The following is a 5143-nucleotide window of genomic DNA, read 5'->3' on the forward strand; positions in this document are numbered from 1 at the left end:
TTGTGTATAAGAGACAGGCTCATTGAGCAGGCTTTCTAAATGTGGTCAGTGAAGTAGGGATTCGATTGGACTGGCATTCCAGCCCCCACCCTCTTACTTCATGCAGCATTAATACTTTATTGTTCTTAAATGCAAAAAAGCCGTGGCATTTCTGCTACGGCTTTCTTTAATGTGGTCGGTGAAGAGGGATTCGAACCCCCGACCCTCTGGTCCCAAACCAGATGCGCTACCAAGCTGCGCTATTCACCGAGATGTTTAACTGAGGACTTCTCCCCGTCAACGGATGCGTATATTACGGATTCTTTAGAGAGACGCAAGCGCTTTTTACAAAAAAACGTAATGTCTTAATTCGTTTGATGATTTACTGAACACTAGCACGTGAAATGTGACTAAGAACCCACAATAAAATACAGATTATTAACCTCGGCAACATAATTGATCCAGATCAGTGTGCAAGAAAACGCCACCCATTAACGTTATCCATGTCGGAAATATCTTGGAGGAAATATATGGACTTTTGGCTTGATCTCCTATTTGGTAATGCGGTGGGACTATCGTCAATGATTGTAATCTTTGGGGCAATTGGTCTAATGCTGTTTTACGGCGGTTTCTTCGTGTACAAGGTTATGAACGACAAATCTCCTCACTAGATCTCGCTTAGCTCTAGAAACGCTTTGCACCGGAGTTGGTTACTTGCCCACTCCGGTTTTTTATTTGATCCCAAGACACCACTCATTGATATAATCTTACTATTCCTACCCTGTTCTTTATGAGATTGCCGTTATGTCTCAAGACGACGATTTTGATCTGTTCCAACAGATGATGGGCGATGTAAAGCCTATCGACCAAGACACCGCTAACCATAAAAAAGTGCACCAAGTGACGGATGCTCAACTGGCGAAACGCGAAGCTGCAATTTGGCTTACGGAAGATGATCCAGAATACTTATCAATTGACCATGCAGAAATGCTCAAACCCGATGACTTTATCGAGTTCAAACGCGATGGTGTACAAGATGGCGTATACCGCAAGCTGCGCCTTGGTAAGTACCCGATTCAAGCTCGACTTGATCTGCACCGTAAGACGCTAAAAGAAGCGCGCGACGACGTCGTTAAATTCCTCAAGCAATGTATTGAGATGGACATCCGAACGGTCGTCATCGTGCATGGCCGTGGTGAACGTTCAAATCCACCAGCATTAATGAAGAGTTTTGTCGCGAGTTGGTTGCAACAAATTCGTGAAGTGCAATGTGTTCACAGTGCACAACGATTCCACGGTGGCAGTGGTGCTGTGTACGTTCTATTAAGAAAGAGTGCTGAAAAGAAAATGGAGACGCGTGAACGTCATCAAAAACGTTTAGGCTAACCGGATTCTCGGTGCTAGAATGCCCGACCTTATCTCGCCTTGCTGCTTTAATTAGCAGCAGGCACTTCTATTAACCGCCGTTGTGAAACGTTAGGAGACTCACATGTCACAAGACAACGCAAAACGCTTAAACAAATACATCAGCGAAACGGGCTTTTGCTCGCGTCGTGAAGCAGACCGTCTTATCGAGCAAGGCCGTGTCACTATTAATGGTCAACAACCAGAGATGGGCACAAAAGTACTGCCAGGCGATGATGTTTGTGTTGATGGCAACCCTGTTGCAGCGAAAGAAAAACCAATTTACATCGCGTTGAACAAACCAACCGGTATCACTTGTACTACTGAGCGTGATATTCCGGGCAACATCGTTGATTTCATCGGCCACAAAAAGCGTATCTTCCCTATCGGTCGTCTGGATAAACCTTCCGATGGTTTGATCTTCCTAACCAACGATGGCGACATCGTAAACAAGATTCTGCGTGCGGGTAACAACCACGAGAAAGAATACGTAGTACGTGTTGATAAGCCGATCACGGGTGAATTCCTCAAGCAGATGTCGAGCGGTGTAAAGATCCTCGATACGGTTACTCTGCCTTGTAAAGTAGAGAAAGAGACCAAATTCTCTTTCCGTATCGTACTAACTCAAGGTCTGAACCGTCAGATCCGTCGTATGTGTGAAGCGCTAGGCTACGAAGTATTCAAGCTACGTCGCGTACGTATTATGAACATCTCACTTGATGGCATTCCTAACGGTAAATGGCGTTACCTGAGTGACGACGAAGTGGCAGAGATCCTAGCAATGTGCGAAGGCTCTGTGGGCACAGAAGAAGCATCGAAAACAGATTCTAGAGGCCGCAACATTCGTAAAGCGACCGACGCGAAGCTGTACGATAGCCGTGAAGAGAACCAAGGTTCAACGGCGCGCCGCAACCAAAAAACACGCACGTTCCGTGGTAACAACGCGGATGAGTTCCGTCATGCCCCGAACTCGAAAAAAGGCCAACAGCGCCGTCAGCGTGATGATGAAGGCGGACGTCCAGCAAAAGAACATTACAAAGCGAAGCCACAAGGTGAACGCAGCAGACCGCAAGGCGAGCATGGTAAATCGCATCGTAAACCAGATGCATCAAGCAATACGCACTCAGCAAACAAACCTCAATCACCGAGTAAGCCGAAGCAGCATTACATGAACCCAAATGCCGCGAAGCCAAGCAAACCAGCTAAACGTACTGGTGGTACATTGAGTCTGAAGAAGTAACGCTTCACTGACTGGATAAATCAAAAAAGGACGCTCATGGGCGTCCTTTTTATTTGTCATGTATTTAGATTAGAGACAAAGAGGGGCAAACTGACCACGAGTTAAGCTCAATAAATCTTTCGGTGCTAACTCGATTTCTAAACCACGCTTACCTGCACTTACACAAATTGTGTCTTGCTCTGTTGCGCTTTCGTGCAAAAAAGTCGGCAGCGCTTTCTTCTGTCCCAGTGGGCTAATCCCACCAACAACATATCCTGTGGTCTTTTGCGCGATTTCGGGATCGGCCATATCGGCCTTTTTGCCCTTTGCTGCTTTCGCCGCCAGTTTTAGGTTCAGCTTTTGATCAACCGGGATAATCGCAACCGCAAGGTTCTTTGGTTCGCCGTTCAAACAGAACAACAAGGTTTTAAATACTGTCTTTGGATCTTGTCCCAATACCTCAGCCGCTTCTAATCCATAGCTGTCTGCTCTTGGATCGTGCTCGTATTGGTGAATGGTGTGTGTAACTTTTTTCTTTTTCGCAAGATTAATGGCCGGAGTCATCAAGATTCTCCTTATAAAACAAAAAACGCTGCACCTAGTGAAGGGCAGCGCTTTAAGTTAATGGTATCAGCGACTTTGAGTCAATCGCTTTTTACTTGTAAACGATGTCACCAGAAGGCGCGTACTCATTTACATCAATTGGACTGTGTGACTCCAAGAACTCTTTCAGTACCTCTGCATCCGTAAATCCTGTATTTACGTAACCCGGATGAGTATTCACTTTCGGGTAACCATCACCACCTGACGCGTTGTAACTTGGTACGGTAAAGCGGTATTGACCATCTAGGCGAAGCTGTTTATTACCAATAAAGACATTCGATACTTTGCCATTTTCAACCGTCATTGAGATACCAGCAAACTGAGCGTAAGCGCCTGAATCAACGGGTTTTGTCGCCACCACGTTTAAGTAATCAAGAACTTCTTTACCCGACATATCGATGTAAGACACCATGTTGCCAAATGGCTGAACCGTCAGCACGTCTTTGTAGGTGATATCGCCTGCTTCAATCGAATCACGCACACCGCCCGAGTTCATCACAGCGAAGTCCGCTTTAGCACGCTCCATGTGGGCAGTTGCAATCAAACGACCAAGATTAGTTTGCTGGAAACGAACAACGTTGCGGTCACCTTCCAGCTTGCCGTTAGATTCGGCAATTTTCACATTCAACTGGCCCTGACCTTTTTCTTGGTAAGGACGAAGGAAATCCAGCATTGCCGAGTCTTGTGCGATTTCATCTTGAACCAATACACGCTGAGATTCGCCATTCACTTTGATTTTCTTCTTCAAGTTGACCGGAATCAGATCGTAGCTCACCATCGACAATTCGCCGTTGCGGAACTCGTAATCAGCACGACCAACGTACTTACCCCACTCGTACGCTTGCACAATGTAAGTACCGTTTTGCTCATCTGGCTTACATTCGTCACCCGGCTTAAAGTTCTTCTTAATGACGTTAGGGCCTTCCATACAAACAGGCTCTTGTGAGTGACCACCCACAATCATGTCCAAGTCACCCTCGTTTAGGTAGCGAGCCAAGGCCACATCACCAGGAGCATTCACACCACGGTTGCCGTTTTCGTAGTGACCCATGTGTGTCACTGCAAAGATAAGGTCTGGCTTTTCAGTTTGCTTTAGTTCAGCAATCAGCTTTTTCGCTTCTTCTTTCGGGTCGCGGAAATCAACCTCGCCGATGTACTCTGGATTACCCAGTTTTGCCGTGTCTTCTGTCGTGAGGCCAATCACAGCAATCTTGATGCCCTGCTTGTTGAACATGGCATAAGGTTGGAATAGACGCTCGCCGGTTTCTTTGTCGTAAATGTTGGCAGACAGCATTGGGAAGTTTGCCCACTCTTGCTGTTTGAACAACACTTCCAGTGGATTATCGAATTCATGGTTACCCAGTGCCATCGCGTCGTAACCAATCTTGCTCATGCCTTTAAAGTCAGGCTCAGCATCTTGCAGGTCAGACTCAGGCACACCTGTGTTGATATCACCACCTGATAGTAGAAGCACGCTACCGCCTTCGGCTTGAATCTCTGCACGCAGTTCATCAATCAGCGTCTTACGTGCCGCCATGCCGTACTCACCGTACTTGTTTTGCCAAAAACGACCATGGTGGTCGTTGGTGTGCAGTACGGTCAGTTTGTAAGTTGTGTCTTCATTCCATTCGTGTGCTGGTTGCGTTGCACATCCGGCAAGAGTTGCCAAGATAGCCGCGCTCAAAGCGGTCTTTACAATCAGGCGTTGCTTCATTGTTTTACCTTTTTATCGTCCGGGTTCCACTGCATTGCGCGCTCAGCAGCCAAGAAACGATCCTCTCACTGGGCTAAAACGCGCAAACTTAGCACTAGTGTAAAACACTAAAATATTGATTTCATGTTTCTGCGACGCAGTTTGCTGCTGACAAGCTAGATAGCCTTAAATCTAAGCAAATTATAGACATAATCAAGGTGGTGTAAGTAAGCGAGAAGCGAGAA

General features: G+C 46.4%; 5 protein-coding genes and 1 tRNA gene. 3 read left to right on the top strand and 3 right to left on the bottom strand.

What is annotated here, in order from left to right; all coding sequences use genetic code 11:
• Positions 1-172: 172 nt before the first annotated feature.
• Positions 173-249: transfer RNA gene (locus tag KIV40_RS14875), tRNA-Pro, on the bottom strand.
• 260 nt (positions 250-509) lie between these two features.
• On the opposite strand from KIV40_RS14875, the gene KIV40_RS14880 reads away from it, so the two are divergent.
• From KIV40_RS14880 to rluF, 3 genes are all read left to right on the top strand, one after another.
• Positions 510-650 (top strand): DUF3149 domain-containing protein, encoded by a 141-nt coding sequence (locus KIV40_RS14880; RefSeq protein WP_010650907.1) that lies wholly within the window; start codon positions 510-512, stop codon positions 648-650.
• 133 nt (positions 651-783) lie between these two features.
• The gene (gene smrA, locus KIV40_RS14885; protein ID WP_228175514.1) at positions 784-1365 is read left to right on the top strand and encodes a DNA endonuclease SmrA; all 582 of its coding nucleotides are present in this window, start codon (positions 784-786) and stop codon (positions 1363-1365) included.
• Between the two features lie 103 nt (positions 1366-1468).
• On the top strand, positions 1469-2623 hold the full coding sequence (gene rluF, locus KIV40_RS14890; protein WP_005438611.1) for a 23S rRNA pseudouridine(2604) synthase RluF: 1155 nt from the start codon (positions 1469-1471) through the stop codon (positions 2621-2623).
• A 69-nt stretch (positions 2624-2692) separates the two neighbouring features.
• Here the strand turns inward: rluF and ybaK are convergent, their stop codons facing one another.
• The gene (gene ybaK, locus KIV40_RS14895; protein ID WP_005535727.1) at positions 2693-3166 is read right to left on the bottom strand and encodes a Cys-tRNA(Pro) deacylase; all 474 of its coding nucleotides are present in this window, start codon (positions 3164-3166) and stop codon (positions 2693-2695) included.
• 91 nt (positions 3167-3257) lie between these two features.
• Positions 3258-4919, bottom strand: a complete 1662-nt coding sequence (gene ushA / locus KIV40_RS14900) for a bifunctional UDP-sugar hydrolase/5'-nucleotidase UshA (protein ID WP_038891615.1) — start codon at positions 4917-4919, stop codon at positions 3258-3260.
• Between the last annotated feature and the right edge of the window lie 224 nt (positions 4920-5143).

Source organism: Vibrio sp. D173a, from assembly GCF_030248475.1.

What these genes read in the sequence shown, in the direction of transcription:
- KIV40_RS14880 (WP_010650907.1), top strand. Translation starts at nt 510, where the DNA reads ATGGACTTTTGGCTTGATCTCCTATTTGGTAATGCGGTGGGACTATCG.
- smrA (WP_228175514.1), top strand. Translation starts at nt 784, where the DNA reads ATGTCTCAAGACGACGATTTTGATCTGTTCCAACAGATGATGGGCGAT.
- rluF (WP_005438611.1), top strand. Translation starts at nt 1,469, where the DNA reads ATGTCACAAGACAACGCAAAACGCTTAAACAAATACATCAGCGAAACG.
- ybaK (WP_005535727.1), bottom strand. Translation starts at nt 3,166, where the DNA reads ATGACTCCGGCCATTAATCTTGCGAAAAAGAAAAAAGTTACACACACC.
- ushA (WP_038891615.1), bottom strand. Translation starts at nt 4,919, where the DNA reads ATGAAGCAACGCCTGATTGTAAAGACCGCTTTGAGCGCGGCTATCTTG.